Raw genomic sequence first — 20,184 nt, 5'->3', positions numbered from 1 at the left:
CTCTTAATGACTTCCCCAGATAATTACCTCGCCGTAATCAAGGTTGTTGGTGTCGGTGGCGGCGGTGTAAACGCTGTTAACCGAATGATCGAAGAGGGTCTAAAAGGTGTTGAGTTTATTGCAGTCAACACCGACTCTCAGGCATTGATGTTCTCTGATGCCGATGTCAAGCTCGACATTGGACGAGAAGCTACTCGCGGCCTTGGTGCTGGTGCAAACCCTGAAGTTGGACGCGCATCAGCAGAAGATCACAAAAACGAGATCGAAGAAACTCTTAAAGGGGCGGACATGGTCTTCGTTACTGCCGGTGAGGGCGGCGGTACTGGTACCGGTGCAGCACCAGTCGTTGCGGGAATCGCTAAACGCTTGGGTGCACTTACCGTTGGTGTGGTTACGCGTCCGTTCAAGTTTGAGGGCCCACGCCGTACCCGCCAAGCAATGGAAGGTATCGATGCACTGCGCGAAGTTTGTGACACGCTCATCGTTATTCCAAATGATCGCCTACTTCAGCTTGGCGACGCCAACATCACCATGGTTGATGCGTTCCACGAAGCGGACCGCGTGCTTCACAATGGTGTCCAAGGTATTACCGATCTCATCACCATTCCTGGTCTGATTAACGTTGACTTCGCCGACGTTCGTTCTGTTATGCACGATGCTGGCTCCGCCTTGATGGGTGTTGGTTCTGCATCTGGTGAAAATCGAGTGCTCACTGCTGCTGAGCAGGCAATTAACTCACCGCTGTTGGAATCCACGATGGAAGGCGCCAAGGGAGTTTTGCTCTCCGTTGCAGGTGGCTCAGACCTGGGTCTGCAAGAAGTCAACGAGGCCGCATCCATGGTCCAGGAAAAAGCAGATGAGGACGTTAACCTCATCTTCGGTACCATTTTCGACGACAACCTCGGCGATGAGGTTCGTATTACCGTGATCGCTACTGGTTTTGACGGTGAGAAGAATTCTCTCGATCGTCAACGCGAAGCTGCGCAGCCAGCTGCTTCACAGCCGGCACCTGCAATGGAAACCAATCCAACTCCTGCGCCTGATCGCTCTGCGTCGACATCGTTGTTTGGGGATTCAGATATTGCTCCACGCCATCGCTTGAATGAGGAACCTGCTCCGCTGCGGACTTCCCATGATTCTGGGGGAATGTACACACGCCGGTCGGAGCCTCGTGAATCCTATCGTGATCAGCGTTCTGATGACTTTGATGACGATCTCGATATTCCAGACTTCCTACGCTAATGAGTACATCCGTGCACAACCGTCCTGTTCGTAAGGTTTTCACCAATCGATTAGGAGGGGTATCGCAACCGCCATTTAGCTCTTTTAACCTAGGCGATCACGTGGGTGATGACCCAGCATCTGTGGCTGCTAATCGAAAGCGTCTTGCCTCGGTTATTGGTCTGCCGGAAACTTCATTGGTGTGGATGGAACAAATCCATTCCAACACTGTGACTGTGGTAGATGAGGCTAATAAAAACAGCGGTGTTACACCTGCTACCGACGCAATAATTACCACGAAGCGTGGTCTTGCATTGTGTGTCTTGGTAGCCGATTGTGTACCTGTACTTATCTCGGATGCCGAAGCCGGCGTCATTGCGGCGGTCCACGCTGGGCGGCTGGGCGCTCGTAACGGGATCGTCGCAAAAACAGTGGAAGCCATGACAACATTGGGCGCACATCCTCACAGCATGCACGTGCTGATGGGGGCTGCTGCCTCGGGGAAAAACTACGAGGTGCCCATGCAGATGGCGGAAGACGTCGAAAAGCATCTGCCGGGCTCCCAATGCACAACGCACAAGGGGACCATGGGTATCGATGTGCGAAAAGGGCTCATTAGGCAATTGCTTGGGCTAGGAGTGCGAGCAATTGACGCAGATCCTCGCTGTACTATTGAAGATCAAGATTTTTTCTCGTATCGCCGTGAAGGTAAAACGGGAAGGCAAGCGGGAGTTATTTGGCTCCCCGAAGAACAAAAATAAACATCAAATCATCTGGTTTGTCATTTGTCTGTGTCGCTCTATCGGCACACACAAAAATCCACGTAGTTTACTTAATGAGAAGCAGCTCAGTTTAAGAGGGGACACCAACATGTCGTTTGTAAAGAAGACCAAGAATTTCTTCGGCCTCGATGGCGAAGCGGATCCGTACATGGAGCATTCCGACGCGTACTATGACGAGCCACGCTATGAACCGGCTCCGGCATATTCTGCGCGTCGTTACGGGGAAACAACCTACGCTTCAGCACGTCCACGAGCTGCTCGTCCCATGCCCACTCACATCGTGCCAGTTCGCCTTCTCACTTACTCCGATGCTGCGATCAAGGTAGGCGACCCCTTCCGCGATGGTGATGCAGTGGTGTTTGACATGAGCGACATGAATAAGGGCGAAGCAAAGCGCATTATCGACTTCGCTGCTGGTCTGTGCTTTGCTCTACGTGGCCAGATGCGCAAATTGGACGGACGCATCTTTGCGCTCGTACCAGAGTCAGCCTCTGTGGATGAAAACGACCTCAAGCATGCTGCTGGTCTGATTCACTAAGTGGTTTTTGTGTGTATTTCTTGCAAAGAGCGCGCACTCAACGGGCATCATGCCTTGTAGTAAAACGCCTTTTCTTTGTTAAAACTTTGCCATTGTCCCTCGGCTTAGGTTTAGATGGAGGAAGGCGTTTTCTATGCCTACTCCTAGCCAGTTTGCGGTGGGAGTTGTCAATGCTGCTGATGTGAAAGGTGCGTTGTGCGCGAAGTCCTAGGCATTCTCCTTATATTGATTCAAATCTATGAATTGATACTTATCGGAAGAATTATCGTTGAGATGATTCGATCCTTTTCCCGTAATTTCCAAGCACCACGGTGGTTCATGATCTTTGCCGAATTTTTATTCGTGCTCACAGATCCGCCAGTGAAATTCCTGCGCCGTTGGATTCCGCCTATGCGAATGGGAAATGTTGCTCTCGACGTATCCATTTTGGTGTTGTTTTTCATTCTCTTCTTTACCAAGTATGCGATCGCTGTGGTGATGTAACGCATCTACAATTGTTTGATCTCATACTCCTAGAGCGATGGGGTAATGAGGTGGCTTGAAAAGTCCACCCAAAATAGGGGGTGTTTTCGGTCAGGTTGTCCTATTTATACCCGAAATCGTCGCGATCGGGCATTTTGTTAAAAAATCCGCGTACAAGGGCCTGCTTCACAGAAAATGTTTCTGTAATCGGTAGTACAAGGGCCTGCTTCACAGAAAATGTTTCTGTAATCGGTAGTATCTGAGTAGATATACACGGGATTGTTGTTTTAAATTCCGCAAAAATCTTGGCATATATGCCGCGAACTACGTAATGTGAACAAATAAGCCCGCGTACGTGAAAGAAGTTTATGTACGCAGATGAATCTCGAAGGGAAGAGTTCCATGCCGCTGACTCCAGCCGATGTGCACAACGTCGCTTTCAGCAAGCCACCAATCGGCAAGCGAGGCTACAACGAGGACGAGGTCGATCAGTTCCTGGATCTGGTGGAGGATACCCTCGCTGAGATTCAAGAAGAAAACGATGATCTTCGTCAGCAGATTGAAGAGTTGCAGTCTTCGCCACGTGCGGAAGGCTCGAAGTCAGCTGCTGCTCCTGCCGCAGTGAGCTCCCTTGACGAGACTAAGCTACGTAAGGAAATTGAGGCAAAGGTCGCTGCTGAGTACCAGGCCAAGCTGGCTGATGCTCAAAAGGCTACTGAGCGCGCTCAGGCAGAGCTGAAGACGGCTCGTGAAGAGGCTGACTCTGCGAAGGCGGCTGCTAGGAAGGCTGAAGAAGCTGCACGTGCGGCAGCGTCTGCTGCGCCTAAGGTGCAGCCAGTTTCAGTTGCAGCTCCGGTTGCAACCGATGGTGGTGTCGCAACTGCTGACACCCATCTGCAGGCAGCCAAGGTCTTGAGCCTGGCTCAGGAAATGGCTGATCGTCTCACCGCAGAAGCAGACAGCAACTCCAAGTCGATGCTGAGCGAAGCTCGTGCGGCTGCTGAAAAGCATGTTTCCGATGCAGAGGCAAAGGCAAAGACCACCTTGACAGACGCCCGCCAGAAGGCTGAGAAGCAGTTGGCTGACGCTGATGCTCGTTCCAAGGCCCTTGTTTCTGATGCGGAGAAGAAGTCCGCTCAGACTCTATCGGATGCTAACATTCGCGCTGAGGCACAGGTTCGCCAGGCCGAGGAGAAGGCTAATGCTTTGCAGGCAGATGCCGAGCGTAAGCACACCGAAATTATGGCAACCGTCAAGCAGCAGCAGAATGCATTGGAAAGCCGTATTTCCGAGTTGCGCACCTTCGAGCGCGAGTACCGTACTCGCCTCAAGACTCTGCTTCAGACTCAGCTCGACGAATTGGAAAGCCGTGGTACATCGGCCCCAGAAGAGAAGAACGTCTAGTTTTCTTCTGAATCATCGTAGTGCACACGCACTGTAGGGTTTACTGCACTTACAGTGCGTGTGTTTTTGTTTCCCGCCTAGGACAACAAGATTGAGAATGACCCTGTTGGGGCAAGAGTTTCTAATTTGACTTCACTGGGTATAATTTCGGGGTAGACGACGCTGATCCAGCTATCACTGGGGAGTCTTCGGAAGAACCACTTTTCTTCAGTGCTTTGCAGCATTGTTGAAGTGCAGTAGAACCGAACGGGTGGGACCGTCACCTCCTTCACGAACGAAGCGGAGCTTACATCAGATGCCTCTGGTGGAATGCTCAAGCGGGGTGGTACCGCGCGGAAACGCGTCCCCGCACTTTAAGGCAGAATGCTTGCAAAGTGAAGGAGAAAAATGTCAGACGCAGTTGGTGGGGTATATCCACGCGTAGATATGTCCGGTGGAACAAATGTGTTTCCAGATATGGAACGCCAAGTCTTGGAGTACTGGAAAGATGACGAGACTTTTAAAGCTTCGTTGACTAACCGCGAGGAAAATCCTGAGTACGTGTTTTACGATGGTCCTCCTTTTGCCAATGGTTTGCCGCACTATGGCCATCTGCTTACCGGATACGTTAAAGACATCGTGCCTCGTTACCAGACTATGAAGGGCAAACTAGTTAATCGCGTATTTGGTTGGGATTGCCATGGTCTTCCTGCTGAGTTGGAGGCTGAAAAGCAGCTCGGTATCAAAGACAAAGGCGAGATCGAGGCAATGGGTCTTGAGTCCTTTAACAATTACTGCGCGAAGTCGGTTTTGGAGTACACCCAAGAGTGGAAAGACTACGTGACGCGTCAGGCGCGCTGGGTGGACTTCGATAACGGTTACAAGACCATGGATATGGGCTTCATGGAATCTGTCATGTGGGCTTTTAAGACCCTCTATGACAAAGGCTTGATTTATCAAGGCTTCCGCGTCTTGCCTTATTCTTGGGCTGAGCACACGCCTTTGTCTAATCAAGAAACGCGTCTCGACGACTCCTATAAGATGCGTCAGGACCCAACCCTGACAGTTACGTTCCCTATCACTGGCGTAAAAGATGGAAGTGCAGCTGATGCCTCTCTCGTGGGTGCATGTGTGCTGGCTTGGACCACTACACCATGGACTTTGCCATCGAACTTGGCTTTGGCTGTTAACCCCCAGGTTAACTACGTTGAGGTGAAGGTAGGCGATCAGGGTGCTGAAGCCATTCGCGGTCAGCGCGTGTTGCTGGCTGAGGCTCTCGTTGGCGCGTATGCCAAGGAGCTGGGCGAAGACCATGAAGTGCTCGCGGTTCGACCAGGCAGTGAGCTTGTTGGCTTGACCTATCAGCCAGTTTTTAATTACTTCGCTGACCATGAAAATGCTTTCCAGATTTTGGCAGCAGAGTATGTGACCACCGAAGATGGTACGGGTATCGTCCATCAGGCGCCTGCTTTTGGTGAAGACGATATGAATACCTGTAAGGAATATGGCATTGAGGTAGTCATTCCGGTTGATATGGACGGGAAGTTCACATCTTTGGTGCCGGAATACCAAGGACAGCTCGTATTTGACGCAAATAAGAGCATCATTGCTGATCTTAAAGCATCTGGTCGTGTTGTGCGCCACCAGACGATTGAGCACTCCTATCCGCACTCTTGGCGCTCTGGCGAACCGCTGATCTACATGGCTTTGCCATCGTGGTTTGTGAAGGTCACCAAGGTACGCGATCGCATGGTCGAGCTGAACAAAGAGATCGACTGGATGCCGTCTCATATCCGTGACGGCCAGTTTGGTAAGTGGCTTGAAGGTGCGCGTGACTGGAACATTTCCCGTAACCGTTACTGGGGTTCGCCGATCCCAGTGTGGGTATCGGATGATGAAAACTACCCACGTGTGGACGTCTATGGTTCTTTGGAGGAACTAGAGCGTGATTTCGGTGTTCGTCTGGAATCTTTGCACCGGCCGCATATCGATGAACTTACGCGTCCGAATCCAGATGATCCGACTGGTAAATCTACGATGCGTCGTGTTCCAGAGGTTTTGGACTGCTGGTTTGAATCTGGCTCGATGCCTTTTGCTCAAAAGCATTATCCCTTTGAGAACAAAGACTGGTTTGATACCCATTCACCTGCAGACTTCATCGTGGAGTACTCCGGCCAGACCCGTGGTTGGTTCTACACCTTGCATGTTCTTGCCACGGCGTTGTTTGATCGCCCTGCGTTCAAGAAGGTCGTAGCGCATGGAATCGTGCTGGGAGACGACGGCACCAAGATGTCGAAGTCGCGTCGCAACTACCCAGATGTTAATGAGGTCTTCAACCGAGATGGTTCCGATGCTATGCGTTGGTTCCTGATGAGCTCTCCCATTCTGCGCGGCGGTAACTTGATTGTCACCGAACAGGGTATTCGTGAAGGTGTGCGCCAGGCGCTGTTGCCGATGTGGAATGCGTATAGCTTCTTGCAGTTGTATTCTTCTAAGCCAGCACAATGGTCGGTTGATTCCTCTGACGTTTTGGATCGTTATATCCTCGCTAAGCTGCACGATGTTGTAGCGGCTGTTGGCGATGCTTTGGATAACACAGACATTGCACGTGCATGTGATGAGGTTCGTACTTTCTGCGATGCATTGACCAACTGGTACGTTCGTCGTTCTCGCGATCGTTTCTGGGCAGGCGATACTGAGCATCCAGAGGCGTTTAACACCTTGTACACAGTCCTTGAGACTCTCACCCGCGTGACAGCACCACTGCTGCCTATGGTGTCTGAGGTCATCTGGCGTGGACTCACAGGGGAGCGTTCGGTTCACTTGGCCGACTTCCCTCAATCCGATCAATTCCCAGCGGATGATGATCTCGTTCGCGCAATGGATGAGGTTCGTGGCGTCTGCTCGGCTACGAGCTCGGTGCGTAAGGCGCATAAGCTGCGTAACCGTTTGCCACTACCGAAGGTTACCGTTGCGTTGCCGGAATCTGCACGGTTGGCAGATTTCGCGGATATCATCCGCGATGAGGTTAATGTAAAGGAAGTTGCTCTTACCTCTGACGTTGATAGCGTCGGCCGCTTTGATGTTGTGGTCAACGCTAAGGTTGCAGGTCCTCGATTAGGCAAGGATGTTCAGCGTGCTATCAAGGCTGTTAAGTCTGGCAACTATGAACGCCGTGGAGATGTTGTCGTAGCTGATGGCATCGAGCTTGTTGCTGAGGAATTTACGGAGCGTCTCGTGGCTGCTGATCCTGATTCCACCACTCAGATCGACGGCGTGGACGGCCTCGTGGTTTTGGATATGACCTTGACCGAAGAGCTTGAAGCTGAGGGCTGGGCTGCAGACGTTATCCGTGGTTTGCAGGATGCTCGAAAGGCTTCGGGATTTGAGGTTTCCGACCGAATCGAGGTCAAGCTTGTTGTTCCTGAAGAAAAAAAGGAATGGGCGCTGCGTCACACTGACATGATTGCGGGCGAAGTGCTGGCCATTTCTTTTGAGGTTGTCACCGGTGAGCCTGTGGAGCACGATATTGTGGCAGGTGTTACAGCTACGGTTCAAAAGGTTTAAAATAATTACTTTGTAACCAAACGGATGAGGGCAGTGCTGCGATAAGTGGCACTGCCCTCATCCGTTATTTCGTCGAAAAGTAGAGGATTAGACAGCAGCCAATAAGTCGAACTAATGTTTGGTGTATGCAACGGTGGGTGATTCATGTTGATATGGATGCATTTTTTGCGTCTTGTGAGCAACTGACTCGTCCGACGCTTCGGGGACGGCCGGTGCTTGTGGGCGGTGCGAGTGGTCGCGGAGTGGTTGCGGGGGCATCGTACGAGGCGCGTACTTTTGGAGCCCGATCTGCTATGCCGATGTATCAGGCCAAAGCGCTCATTGGTATGCGAGGAGTAGTGGTGAGTCCGCGGTTTGCGGTGTATCGGGCAGCGTCGCAACGAGTCTTTTCTATTTTGGAGCGTATGGGAGGAACCGTTGAAAAGATTTCTATTGACGAAGGGTTTGTCGAGCCGCCTGAGCTTTACGGCGCGAGCGCAAGTGAAGTTGATACATGGGCGCAGCGATTGCGGGCAGTAATTCGCGAGGAGACAGGTTTGCCCGCTTCTGTAGGAGGGGGTGCGGGAAAACAGGTTGCCAAGATTTGTTCCGATCTGGCTAAACCTGACGGTATTTACTTGTGCGCTGCACCGGAGCATGAAGAAAAAATGTATCCGCTGCCTGTAGGTCGTTTGTGGGGTGTAGGTCCGGTCACGCGGACGAAGTTGCAGCAGCTTGGGGTGGAAACAATTGGCGATCTAGCTCGTAAGAGCGAACGCGAAATCGATATTAGCCTCGGCACAACGGTGGGCAGAAGTTTATGGCGCCTAGCCCAAGGTCACGATGATCGTGAAGTGGCACCTCGTGCTATCGCAAAGCAGATCTCTGTAGAACACACATACCCAGAGGACCTCGTTACTTCGCGGGCGGTGGATACCGCCATCATTCGGGCGTCACGGGAAAGTCATCGACGATTGCTTGACGACGGTCGTGGGGTGCGAACTGTGAGCGTAAAGCTCCGAATGGCGGATTTTAGGATCGAATCGCGTTCAGCAACATTGTCCTATGCGACCGATAATCTAGACACTGTTACTGCTACCGCATTAAAGCTGGCGCGATATCCCGATGAGGTTGGTCCAATACGCCTTGTCGGTGTTGGTCTTTCTGGGCTTGAAGATGCCCGCCAGGACATACTTTTCCCCGAATTAGATCGAGTAGTTCCTGTAAAAGACACCGATTTTGAAGTAGGAGTAAGTGACCCCCATGATTCTCACTCGGAGATCTCTACTACTGATGAGTCACCCACAGCAATCGGGTGGCGGGCAACTCAAGATATTTGGCATCCCGACTATGGGCACGGCTGGGTACAAGGGCTAGGGCACGGAAAGATCACCGTTCGTTTTGAAACCCGCACCACAGGACCTGGCAAAGTGCGTACGTTTGACACTAACGACGCCCTTTTGAGCAGCGCAGATCCTGTCAACAGCCTAGATTGGTCTTAACTACAACAACGTTGCGGGGTGCACACCGCTGGCAATGGCGATTGCTAGCAGAACACGAGCTTGGCCGGATCGGAAATATGTTGAGCTGACAGCCCCTTTGGATGCAAGTGTCTTGCCACCACCGGCACCGCCGTAGGCGCCAAATACTTCCCCTCGGGGGACTCGTGTAGATATGACGACGGGGATCCCCGCATCGAGTGCCTCACCAAGCGCAACTCCGATGTCCGTTCCGACATTGCCAGACCCCATGGCCTCAATGACAAGACCTTGGGCGCCGGCAGCGAGTGCTGAGTCGATAAGCCGTCGAGGCGCGCCGGGGTAGGCGGGGATGATATCGACTACAACATCGCCTAGTGCAATAGGTGCAATGGGGTCGGCGCGCCGCGGTTCTTCTGGGCCGTTTGTTGCGAATGCTAAATCGTCTGAAGTGTGCCATTTAATGCAGCCGCGAGCTGGGATCACTGCGTGGCCGAACACAATCAAGGCGCCGATGTCTCGTGCTGAGGTATCAGATGCGATCATGATTGCTTCAAACAGATTTCCAGGGCCATCAGCTTCTGGATGGTTAAACGGTTTTTGTGCTCCGGTGAACACCACGGGGCGAGGGTCGCTGTGGAAAGTATCTACAGCAATGGCCGTTTCTTCGAGGGAATCTGTTCCATGAGTGACTACCACACCGACAACAGAGTCATCTTCTAAAGCATTGTGCGTTGCTGCGACAATGTCATCAATATCGCGCAGAGTCATCGACGAAGAATCAAGTCGATGTAATTCACGAACCTCAATATTGAGTGCTCCGGCAAAGCGCTGACGAATTGGTGCAACAAGTTCGTCACCCGAAACAGTAGGGATAAGCGCCCCATTAGGATCTGCGGTGCACGATAGTGTGCCACCGGTAGTAAGGACTATGACTTTGGGCAATGATTCAGTTCCGCTGCTCATGATTTACAACACTGCCATATTTTCCGGTGAGAAATGTAGCAATAAGGGGCGCCGTATGTGAGAATGGCTCTTTCGACGGCTACCATGCCTTAGTAGACCGACTGCTCGAGTGCATGTGGTGGACCGAAGAATTCGATTGACATCATCACGGCAACGAGCCGACTAGAGGAGTATTTGTGAAGCTATCTAAGATCGTGGCAGCGACCGCTACTGCAGCAGCAGTAATCTCTCTTGCTGCATGTTCCGACGATTCGTCGGACTCCAAGACCACGAAGAGTGCAACTTCCAGCGAAGCCTCGTCTGCCGCTGAAGCAGCTCCTGCGGAACTACCAACTGCTGAAGAACTCAATGCAATTTTGGCAGTGGCAACTGATCCGGCTGCTCCTGTGGAACAAAAAGTTGCCACAGTTCAGGGCGGAGAAACTGCCCCTGAGTTGTTTGAAACCATGACTGCTTCTAAGCAGGAATCTGGCGCTAACTTCCAAGTCGTGCCACCAATTCTGCCTGGTTATACTCCCAATTCTGTTCTGGCAACCGTGAATTTCACGTTGCCCGACAAGGAAGCGCAACCAGCTGAAAATGTTGAGTTTATTTATGAAAATGGCACGTGGAAGCTCTCGCAGTCGTGGGCTTGTACCTTGATTAAGAACACTGTGGCACCTGAACAGATTCCGGCGATGTGTGCTGATCCAGCAGCTCCAGCACCGGAGGGACAACCAGCTCCAGAGCAGGCTCCGGCACCAGAAGCTCCTGCGCCTGAACAAGTGCCTGCACCCGAGGCACCAGCTCCTCAGTGAAAATGAGTTGAAACAACAATCGGGGCTTCTATGTGAGCTTTCTCTTCTAGGAGGCGAGCAGCCATAAGAAGCCCTGATTTTGTTGTTTTATGGGGTTGAAAACTCGATGGAAGTGGTCGAGTCTTGTACTACGCGAACATCTTTTTCACGCTCACCATAAATCACTCGGGTGGTATAGCGAAGCGTACCTTCAGTAGGTAATGGCTGTGACAGATCAACTCGGAGGTTGCCGTTACTGGTGGTGTTCGCATTGAGTACGTGCAACGTGGTGCCTTGCGTTTCAATGGCACCTAATGCTGGCCGTTGGGTGATGGAGACATCCAACTCAACGTTGTTGCCCTTGATCGATGTGAGCGTAAACGTGGTGGTCTGCAGCATTGTTGCTTCGCCTGTCACACGTGAGTCAACGGTCCAACGGGCTGAGGGACCAATTGGTTCTTCGGGGAAGCTAATGGGGATGTTGACTATCTTCATGAGAAAGCGTTCCATGAGGGCGCGGTCATCGTCGCTGGCATCAACAGGGGCAGCGAGATTCACGGAGCTGATACGCCCATTATCTGCGCCAAACCAGCCGAGTTGGAATCCATGTGTGGAATCGATATTTCTAGAGTGCTCGAGGTCGTCAATAGTGGGGTGATCGATGATCGCGGTAACTGAACGCTGGGAATCACTACGGGTAGTCGACACCGTGGCATCGGTGGTTAAGGAGGTAACAGCGCCACTTTGTGGCGCTGTGGTATTGAGTTGTGCCGCGCTTTCAGTGTGCTGTGTTAATCCGTCCGAAATTTTAATCCGTCGGGTTGTTTGGGCGCCGTCGTCACGATAGGCCACCAATTGTTGGGGTGAGTTTCCGTGATCGATAAGCGTGACTCGTGGAGTGTCTACTTGTGCGCCGATTGCTTGTTCTACTTTGGGGCGAGTCTCCTTCGAGGAGGAATTCTCAGAGCTGCAGGCGCTTAGGCTTAGCGCGGCAACGGTGATCCAGCAGATTCCGATTCTGGCGTGATGACAATTGCGGGGAATTGATCGTTTTTGTAGGCGCACCAGCGTCATTTTAGCGGGGTTAGCCTGTCGGTTGTTAGTTTGAGGTGGATTTTTGCCAAGATATAAGGTGTGAGTCTAACGGACAGGAGTAATCCAGAGGCACGACGTCAAAAACAAAGCCAGACGTGGGTTGGTGTTATGGCAGCGATCATCGCGTTCGTGGCACTTGTTGATCAGCTGGTAAAAACGTGGATGCTTTCGGCATTACGTGATGGGAACATCATCTATCTCGTGGGGGATTGGTTCCGGTTGCGGTTGCTGTTTAATTCCGGAGCGGCGTTTTCTATTGGAGAAAACGCTACGTGGGTGTTCACGTGTATCCAGTTGATTTTTGTCATTGGAATCGTCGCTACGATGCGTAAAATCAAAGATCCATGGCAGGCTGTCGGCCTCGCGTTGATTGCGGGGGGTGCGTTAGGCAACCTTATTGATCGGTTATTTCGAGAACCAGCATTTTTTATCGGCCACGTTGTGGATTTTATTTCGGTAGGAAATTTTGCAGTTTTTAATGTCGCCGATAGTGCCATTAGCTGTGGCGTGGTTCTTGTTGTGATCGCAATGCTGTTGGAAGGCCGTAAGGAAGGGAAGGAATGAGCCGCGAACAAAGATCGTTGCCGGTCCCTGAGGGGCTAGCAGGCATGCGTGTCGACGCCGCCCTGAGCAAACTTTTAGGTATTTCTCGAACCGCAGCTGCGGATCTTGCTATTGCCGGCGATGTAGTTGTCGACGGGCATTGCGTCGGAAAGTCAGACCGCTTGTCTGAGGGGCAATGGCTCGATGTTACGCTTCCCGAAGTCCGCGATCTCACGCCACGCGAAGAACTCATTGAGGGTCTGGACATTCTGTACTCCGATGATGATGTGATTGCTGTTAATAAACCAGTAGGTGTCGCAGCGCATCCCACCCTAGGATGGGAAGGCCCAACTGTCATTGGTGGCTTGGCCGCTGCTGGTTTCCGTATTTCCACGTCAGGTCCACCGGAGCGTAAAGGCATCGTGCAGCGCCTCGACGTCGGTACCTCTGGTGTGATGGTTGTCGCTGTTTCGGAACGCGGATATTCCGTACTCAAGCGAGCATTCAAAGAACGCAATGTTACCAAGACCTATCACTCGCTAGTGCAAGGACATATGGATCCGCTGAGCGGCACGATTGATGCACCTATTGGGCGTCATCCTTCGGCTGGCTGGCGTTTTGCTGTAACAACGGACGGAAAACACGCTGTTACTCACTATGAAACGATTGAGGCTTTTGCAGAGGCGTCGTTACTTCGTATTCATCTAGAAACAGGACGCACTCACCAAATTCGTGTGCACATGTCCGCCCTGCATCATCCCTGTTGTGGTGATCCCATGTATGGATCGGATCCTGCACTTTCTGCACGCTTGGGTCTTGATCGTCAATGGCTGCATGCCGTGTCTTTGGGTTTTCATCACCCAGCGGACGGCCGATGGGTTGAGATCGAGTCGCCTTATTCGAATGATCTGCAGCATGCCCTCGATGCGCTAAGAAGCGAGTAATACAAACGTGGATTCCTTTGATCGCCGTCGCATCGTTGTAGCTCTGTTGAGCATTGCAGTGTTAATGCTTGGGGTAATGGTGTTGTCTGCCTCAGATAAAACAGCGAAGCCAATGAATATGAATGGCGATCAACTGGGGCGAAATCGGGACGAAACGAGTCAAGACTATGCCAATCGAGCACAGAAATCTCTCGAGATGGCATCGGAACCAGCCTTTGCGCTCGTTGCGTTTCCACGGCTTATCGACGCCAACACGGCAGGGGACATAGCAGAAAAAGCCGGTATCATGCGGGTCAATGCCGTACTTCTCGGACGAGGACCCGCATTAGATCTGCCCGAGCCAACAGGAAATGCCAACCGTGGTCGCGTTATTTCTGAACAATGCCGGATGCGTGGCGGCGATCCGGAAACTATTGCGGCGCTCGTGGTGTACGCGCCGGGTGATCAACTCCGGCGTGTGGCAGCGTCGAAACGCGTTGCGACGGTGGAGGTTCTTCCACCTGACGCTGCATGGGGGAGAATCGGTCTACTTGCTCCTGTTGTGGAGCCGTAACGTTCTTTGGCGACGCTGCAGGAGGACGTCGCCAATGTACATGGCGACAGAAATCCAAATGATGCCAAACCCTACCCATTTCAGTGGTTCGATATGCTCATTGACCACAAGGACAGCCCACAGCATTTGGAATGTGGGGGTCATGTATTGCAACATGCCGATCGTTGAAAGTGGAATGAATTTCGTGGCTAATCCAAAAAGAAGAAGCGGGACTGCGGTGATGGCGCCGGCGCTAATAAGTAATCCTGCATGGGCTGGGCCGTGAGAAACGAAAGTGCCTGGACCTGTTATTTCGAGGTAGATGATGTAGCCCAAAGCTAATGGCAGCAACACAAAGGTTTCGGCGGTCAGTGAAGCAGCCGCAGAGATTGTGACTTTCTTTTTTACTAGCCCATAAAAGCCGAAGGAGAGTGCGAGGCTTAAAGAAAGCAGGGGAGCGCTGCTACCGAAAACTGACAGAACTACCACGGCAGCTGCAGCGATCACCACGCTCAGCGATTGCAAAGGGCGTAGGCGTTCTCGCAGGAAAGCAACACCCAAAACAACGTTGACAATTGGGTTAATAAAATAACCAAAAGCGGCATCAGCAACGTGGCCCGTGTTCACGGCAAACACGTAGATGAGCCAGTTAGCGGCGATGAGAACCGAGGCGAGCGCTAGGCGTAACCATTGACCTTTTCCTACAGAAAGCAGTTCGCGCCACTGGCGAGTTATCACGACCACGATGGCCATGAATACACCTGTCCAAAGAATTCTATGTGCGATGATTTCTAACGGTGCTGCGGGAAGAAGCAGCGGGAAAAATGCTGGGAAGAGTCCCCAAAGTAAATACGCCAGAATTCCGTAGATCATTAGGGAACACTTACTCTTCATGTGAGGGTAGGGGCAAGTTTCGCCCCGATAAATCACCCAAAAATATTAATGGAAATTAATTCCAATAGGCTGTGTGCTGGGCACTCGTTTTGGCGAAGTAGAACCACTAGACTGTCTGCCTATGGCCAAAAAATCTTCCTTTGTTCACTTACATAATCACACCGAGTATTCCATGCTCGACGGAATGGCAAAAGTGGACATGTTGGCAGAAGAAGTTGTCAGGCAGGGCATGCCTGCAGTAGGTATGACGGATCATGGAAACATGTTTGGATCCGATGCATTTTATCGGACAATGAAAACTGCCGGAGTAAAACCCATCATCGGTATCGAAGCCTATATGGCACCTGGATCACGCTTGCACAAGGAACGTGTGCGCTGGGGTGAACCCCATCAAAAATCCGACGACGTCTCAGCATCTGGTGCCTATCTCCACCAAACCATGCTGGCCGAAAACGTTGAAGGGCTTCATAATCTTTTCTACTTGTCATCGATGGCGTCGTATGAAGGCCAATTAGGTAAATGGCCACGAATGGATGCCGAGCTGATCGCCGACCACGCCACTGGAATCATTGCGACGACAGGATGCCCATCAGGTGATGTGCAAACGCGTCTTCGCCTCGGACAATTTGACCAAGCTTTGGAAGCCGCAGCCATGTGGCAAGACATCTATGGCAAAGAAAACTACTTCCTTGAACTCATGGATCACGGCCTCGAGATTGAGAATCGAGTCCGCTCAGAGCTCCTAGAAATTGGCCGAAAGCTCGACTTGCCCCCGTTGGTGACCAACGACTGTCACTATGTGCTGGAATCGCAGGCTCCTGCGCACGAAGCCATGCTGTGCGTGCAAACAGGTAAAACCTTGAGCGATCCCGATCGATTCAAGTTCGACGGATCGGGCTACTACATCAAAACCGCCGAGCAAATGCGGGAAACGTGGGATTCACTGGTTCCACAAGCATGCGATAACACGCTATGGATTGCAGAGCGTGTTCAAGACTACGGCGAGATCTGGGAACCGCATCCTCACGATCGCATGCCTATTGCCGATGTTCCTGAAGGCCACACCCCAACATCGTGGTTGCGACATGAAGTCCACGAAGGATTGCGTATGCGGTTTAACGGGGGAGAAGTACCGCAGAACTATCTCGAGCGCGCCGAATTTGAAATCGATGTTATCGATATGAAGGGATATCCTTCCTACTTCCTTATCGTGGCCGAGCTCATCAAACATGCACGTTCCATTGGCATTAGAGTGGGACCCGGTCGTGGTTCCGCGGCTGGTGCATTGGTTGCTTACGCATTGACCATCACCAACATCGATCCTATGGAGCATGGCCTTCTTTTTGAGAGGTTCTTGAACCCAGAGCGTCCCTCTGCACCAGATATTGATATTGACTTCGACGATCGTCGACGCGGTGAGATGATCCGATACGCGGCTCAACGATGGGGCGAAGACAAGATCGCCCAGGTGATTACGTTCGGTACCGTGAAAACCAAACAGGCGTTGAAGGACTCAGCGCGCGTGCAATATGGTCAAGAAGGCTACAAAATGGCCGACCGTATTACTAAGGAACTTCCGCCAGCAATCATGGCGAAGGATATTCCATTATCCGGAATCATGGATCCAGAGCACCCTCGATACGGCGAGGCAGGTGAGGTGCGTCATCTGATTGAAACTGATCCCGATGTGCGCAAGATCTACGATACCGCTCGTGGCCTTGAAGGTGTTGTGCGACAGGCCGGTGTGCACGCTTGTGCCGTAATTATGGCCAGCGTGCCGCTACTTGAGCATATTCCTATGTGGAAGCGTGCTAACGACGGCGCCTTGATCACCGGATGGCCGTATCCTGCATGCGAAGCCATTGGTTTGCTGAAGATGGACTTCCTTGGTCTGCGTAACCTGACCGTGATCGGTGACTGCCTAGAAAACATCAAGATCAATCGAAATGAAGAACTTGATCTTGAAGCCCTACAAACCGACGATCCCAATGTGTACAAGCTGCTATCCAGTGGCGATACCCTGGGCGTGTTCCAGCTTGATTCCGGCGGCATGCAGGAACTGCTGAAGCGTATGCAACCAACTGGCTTCAACGATATCGTGGCGTCTCTCGCACTGTATCGTCCAGGTCCGATGGGGGTGAACGCGCACTGGGACTATGCAGATCGCAAAAATGGCCGAAAGCCTATTGAGCCAATCCACCCAGAACTTGAAGAACCACTCAAGGAAATTCTTGAAGAAACCTATGGTCTGATCGTGTATCAAGAGCAGATCATGGAGATTTCTCGCAAGCTAGCAAACTACACTGCTGGCGAAGCAGATGGATTCCGAAAGGCCATGGGTAAGAAGAAGCCTGAAGTTCTTGCCAAGGAGTATAAGAAGTTCTCTGAGGGCATGTTCTCCAATGGTTATTCCAAAGCAGCTGTCGACGCTCTGTGGGGAACAATTGAACCGTTCGCATCCTATGCGTTTAACAAGTCTCACGCGGCAGGCTATGGATTGGTGTCTTATTGGACCGCCTACCTTAAGGCTAACTACACCGCGGAATACATGGCGGCGTTGTTAACGTCGGTGGCAGACAAGAAGGACAAGTCTGCGATCTATCTTTCAAACTGCAGGCATCTTGATATTTCGGTGTTGTCTCCAGACGTGAATGAATCCCACCTAAACTTCATGCCAGTTGGCGAGGACATCCGCTTCGGTCTTGGCGCAGTGCGTAATGTGGGCGAAGACGTTGTGGCTGCGATCATCAAGGCGCGTGAAGAAAAAGGTGCTTTCACCGATTTTTCGGATTACCTAGACAAGATCGATATCACTGCGTGCAACAAGCGTGTGACAGAATCCTTAATTAAGGCCGGCGCCTTTGACTCTATGGATCATCCTCGCAAAGGATTGCTGCTGATCCATGAAGATGCAGTGGATGCTGTCACCAGTACAAAGAAAGCCGCTGATAAAGGCCAGTTTGATCTTTTTGCAGGTCTTGGCGCAGACGCCGAAGAAGTCAATAATGTCTTCGCCGTTCAAATCCCAGATGCACAGTGGGACAAAAAGCATCAACTTGCGCTGGAGCGTGAAATGCTTGGTCTTTATGTCTCTGGCCATCCGCTCGACGGCTACGAAGAAGCACTGGAGGCGCAAACCGATACCCCATTGACCACCATTTTGAGTGGTGAGTTGCGTAATGGCGCAGAAGTCACCATTGGCGGAATCATTTCCGGTGTGGATCGTCGCTACTCCAAGAAAGACGGATCTCCGTGGGCAATCGTTACGATGGAAGACCACCATGGTGCACAGGTGGATCTGCTTGTGTTCAACAAGATCTACGCCATTGTCGGTCCTCAGATCGTGGAAGACAACATTATTCTTGCTAAGGCACATGTCAGCATTCGTGATGATCGAATGTCGCTATTCTGTGACGACCTCAAAGTTCCAGAATTGGGACCAGGCAATGGTGCTGGTCTACCGCTGCGACTTACCCTCCGAACCGATCAGTGCACTATGGAAAATATTGCCAAGCTCAAACAGGTGCTCTCAAATAACAAAGGAGATTCCGACGTGTACCTGAATGTGGTTCATGGAGAAGAAAAAGCAGTGATGATTTTAGGCGAACACCTCCGAGTTAATCGCAGCGGAAATCTCATGGGTGACCTGAAAGCCGCCATGGGGCCGGGCATTTTGGGGTAGGTGTTAGGCAGCAGTAGTACCCCCATGGTTAAAATTGTTGCCCATGAGTAAAGAAGCAGAAAACCAGCAGATTACCTTCGGCGCAATCCACGCCGCTGATATTCAAATGGCACAGTCTCGAATTTCTGCTTCTATTGCGCCGACGCCCCTGCAGCATTGCCCACGGTTGTCGCAAATGACGGGATGCGAAGTCTATCTCAAGCGCGAAGACCTTCAAGACGTTCGGTCCTATAAGATCCGTGGTGCTGTCAATGCGATCTCGCAACTGACAGAGGAACAGCGCGTGGCTGGGATCGTGGCGGCGTCGGCAGGCAATCATGCCCAAGGTGTTGCTTTCGCCTGCCGAACCATGGGTATCAAGGGTCGAATCTACGTTCCGGCAGCAACGCCTAAGCAGAAACGCGACCGTATCGTGATCCACGGTGGTGACGCTGTAGAACTCGTAGTCACCGGTGCCAATTTTGATGAAGCAGCAGCTGCTGCACGTGAGTACGCTCGCGTCGAAGGCGCAACGATGGTAGAACCATTCGATAACCGCGATACCGTTATCGGCCAAGGAACTGTTGCAGCAGAGATCTTGGCACAATTAACAACGCTGGGCAAAACACTTGATACCGTCGTCGTGCCCGTTGGTGGTGGCGGATTGCTTTCCGGCGTTGTCAGCTATCTTGCTGATATGGCGCCACGCACCGCGATCGTTGGAGTAGAACCAGAAGGTGCGGCATCCATGCGCGCCGCGCTGGATGCGCACGGTCCTGTGACCTTGGATAATGTTGACCCATTTGTCGACGGTGCCGCAGTGAAACGTATCGGTGATCTTAACTATCACATCATCGAACACAACCAAGGCCGTATTCACCCCATCAGCGTTAATGAAGGTGCTGTATGTACTGAGATGCTTGACTTGTATCAAAACGAGGGCATCATTACAGAACCTGCAGGGGCGCTGTCAGTTACTGGATTGAAAGAGCTGTCACTTGGAAGCGGGGACGTAGTGGTCTGCATCATCTCTGGTGGTAACAACGATGTGCTGCGTTACGGGGAAATCATGGAGCGTTCCCTCGTTCATCGCGGACTCAAGCACTACTTCCTCGTCAATTTCCCACAGGAGCCAGGGCAGCTACGTACTTTCCTGAACGACATCTTGGGCCCAGATGATGACATCACTTTGTTTGAGTATCTCAAACGCAACAACCGTGAAACCGGAACAGCGCTCGTAGGACTTCAACTCGGGGTTGCTTCCGAACTCGACGGTTTGCTTGAGCGAATGAATGCTTCCCGAATTGATTGCCGGCGACTAGAACCTGGAACGCCAGAGTATAGTTACCTCGTTAATTTGTAA

General features: G+C 51.8%; 16 protein-coding genes. 13 read left to right on the top strand and 3 right to left on the bottom strand.

The window, feature by feature from the left end; all coding sequences use genetic code 11:
- Nucleotides 1–6 precede the first annotated feature (6 nt).
- The 7 genes from ftsZ (at nt 7) to ABMV07_RS08955 (ending at nt 9,434) form a co-directional block, all read left to right on the top strand.
- Nucleotides 7–1,242, top strand: coding sequence for a cell division protein FtsZ (gene ftsZ, locus ABMV07_RS08985; RefSeq protein WP_196977058.1), 1,236 nt, complete (start codon nt 7–9; stop codon nt 1,240–1,242).
- Entirely contained in the window at nt 1,242–1,982 is a 741-nt protein-coding gene (gene pgeF / locus ABMV07_RS08980) for a peptidoglycan editing factor PgeF (RefSeq protein WP_197690064.1), read from the top strand. Before ftsZ ends, pgeF begins: the two co-directional genes overlap by 1 nt.
- A gap of 109 nt (nt 1,983–2,091) precedes the next feature.
- Nucleotides 2,092–2,541 carry a cell division protein SepF gene (locus ABMV07_RS08975; RefSeq protein ID WP_088267257.1) on the top strand — a complete coding sequence of 150 codons (450 nt, stop codon included), beginning with the start codon at nt 2,092–2,094 and terminating at the stop codon, nt 2,539–2,541.
- Between the two features lie 195 nt (nt 2,542–2,736).
- On the top strand, nt 2,737–3,024 hold the full coding sequence (locus ABMV07_RS08970; RefSeq protein WP_088267258.1) for a YggT family protein: 288 nt from the start codon (nt 2,737–2,739) through the stop codon (nt 3,022–3,024).
- A gap of 381 nt (nt 3,025–3,405) precedes the next feature.
- Nucleotides 3,406–4,407 (top strand): DivIVA domain-containing protein, encoded by a 1,002-nt coding sequence (locus ABMV07_RS08965; RefSeq protein WP_088267259.1) that lies wholly within the window; start codon nt 3,406–3,408, stop codon nt 4,405–4,407.
- Between the two features lie 387 nt (nt 4,408–4,794).
- The gene (gene ileS, locus ABMV07_RS08960) at nt 4,795–7,953 is read left to right on the top strand and encodes an isoleucine--tRNA ligase (protein ID WP_196981078.1); all 3,159 of its coding nucleotides are present in this window, start codon (nt 4,795–4,797) and stop codon (nt 7,951–7,953) included.
- Nucleotides 7,954–8,078: 125 nt separating this feature from the next.
- Nucleotides 8,079–9,434: a DNA polymerase IV gene (locus tag ABMV07_RS08955; RefSeq protein WP_197690063.1), complete on the top strand. Its 1,356-nt coding sequence runs from the start codon at nt 8,079–8,081 to the stop codon at nt 9,432–9,434.
- Here ABMV07_RS08955 and ABMV07_RS08950 read toward each other — a convergent pair whose 3' ends face one another.
- Nucleotides 9,435–10,376 (bottom strand): asparaginase, encoded by a 942-nt coding sequence (locus tag ABMV07_RS08950; protein ID WP_088267262.1) that lies wholly within the window; start codon nt 10,374–10,376, stop codon nt 9,435–9,437.
- Nucleotides 10,377–10,552: 176 nt separating this feature from the next.
- On the opposite strand from ABMV07_RS08950, the gene ABMV07_RS08945 reads away from it, so the two are divergent.
- Nucleotides 10,553–11,173 (top strand): hypothetical protein, encoded by a 621-nt coding sequence (locus ABMV07_RS08945; RefSeq protein WP_088267263.1) that lies wholly within the window; start codon nt 10,553–10,555, stop codon nt 11,171–11,173.
- Nucleotides 11,174–11,260: 87 nt separating this feature from the next.
- On the opposite strand, the gene ABMV07_RS08940 is transcribed toward ABMV07_RS08945, so the two are convergent.
- Complete coding sequence (locus ABMV07_RS08940; protein WP_088267264.1) at nt 11,261–12,226, bottom strand: DUF6263 family protein; 966 nt, start codon at nt 12,224–12,226, stop codon at nt 11,261–11,263.
- 129 nt (nt 12,227–12,355) lie between these two features.
- Here ABMV07_RS08940 and lspA point away from each other — a divergent pair, with 129 nt between their 5' ends.
- The 3 genes from lspA to ABMV07_RS08925 are packed head-to-tail and all read left to right on the top strand — an operon-like array spanning nt 12,356 to nt 14,287.
- A complete protein-coding gene (lspA, locus tag ABMV07_RS08935) occupies nt 12,356–12,811 on the top strand; it encodes a signal peptidase II (protein WP_199325345.1) in 456 nt (151 codons plus the stop codon).
- The gene (locus ABMV07_RS08930) at nt 12,808–13,734 is read left to right on the top strand and encodes an RluA family pseudouridine synthase (protein ID WP_088267266.1); all 927 of its coding nucleotides are present in this window, start codon (nt 12,808–12,810) and stop codon (nt 13,732–13,734) included. Before lspA ends, ABMV07_RS08930 begins: the two co-directional genes overlap by 4 nt.
- A 7-nt stretch (nt 13,735–13,741) precedes the next feature.
- Complete coding sequence (locus tag ABMV07_RS08925) at nt 13,742–14,287, top strand: hypothetical protein (RefSeq protein ID WP_088267267.1); 546 nt, start codon at nt 13,742–13,744, stop codon at nt 14,285–14,287.
- Here the strand turns inward: ABMV07_RS08925 and rarD are convergent.
- Nucleotides 14,261–15,160 (bottom strand): EamA family transporter RarD, encoded by a 900-nt coding sequence (gene rarD, locus ABMV07_RS08920; protein WP_197690062.1) that lies wholly within the window; start codon nt 15,158–15,160, stop codon nt 14,261–14,263. The two genes, ABMV07_RS08925 and rarD, sit on opposite strands and share 27 nt — an antisense overlap.
- 121 nt (nt 15,161–15,281) lie before the next feature.
- Here rarD and dnaE point away from each other — a divergent pair, with 121 nt between their 5' ends.
- Nucleotides 15,282–18,842, top strand: a complete 3,561-nt coding sequence (gene dnaE / locus ABMV07_RS08915) for a DNA polymerase III subunit alpha (RefSeq protein ID WP_088267293.1) — start codon at nt 15,282–15,284, stop codon at nt 18,840–18,842.
- 43 nt (nt 18,843–18,885) lie between these two features.
- A complete protein-coding gene (ilvA, locus tag ABMV07_RS08910; protein ID WP_196977054.1) occupies nt 18,886–20,184 on the top strand; it encodes a threonine ammonia-lyase IlvA in 1,299 nt (432 codons plus the stop codon).

The sequence above is a fragment of the Corynebacterium belfantii genome, from assembly GCF_041898185.1.
GTDB classification, from domain to species: Bacteria; Actinomycetota; Actinomycetes; order Mycobacteriales; family Mycobacteriaceae; genus Corynebacterium; species Corynebacterium belfantii.
Note: the sequence above shows the minus strand (reverse complement) of the source record. Positions and strands in the feature narration are given on the sequence as shown.